The 274-nt window shown below is 72.3% G+C and carries 1 protein-coding gene; it reads left to right on the top strand.

Annotated elements, in window-relative coordinates:
- The coding region (locus ACI6QG_RS19780; RefSeq protein ID WP_407026266.1) for a terminase gpA endonuclease subunit at nt 1-274 on the top strand (274 nt) is incomplete at both ends.

Here is a 274-nt window from a genome sequence, read left to right as displayed (position 1 = left end):
TCCAGGACGATCGCCTCGAATGCGACGTGTGGGGCTGGGCGGAGGGGTTCTCGTCCTGGCTCGTCGATCACGTGGTGATCCCCGGCAGCCCGCGCGACCGGGAGCCCTGGGACGGACTGGCCAAGCTGCTGGCGAGAGACTGGCCGTGCCACGGCGGCGGCGCTATGCGCATCGCCCGGCTCTGCGTCGACACCGGCGGCCGCGACACCGCCGCCGTCTATGGCCACCTGCGTCGCCTACGGGATCCACGCATCGCGCCGACCAAGGGCGTGGA

Source organism: Sabulicella flocculans, from assembly GCF_045449635.1.
In the GTDB taxonomy this organism is placed as follows: domain Bacteria; phylum Pseudomonadota; class Alphaproteobacteria; order Acetobacterales; family Acetobacteraceae; genus Roseococcus.
Note: the sequence above shows the minus strand (reverse complement) of the source record. Positions and strands in the feature narration are given on the sequence as shown.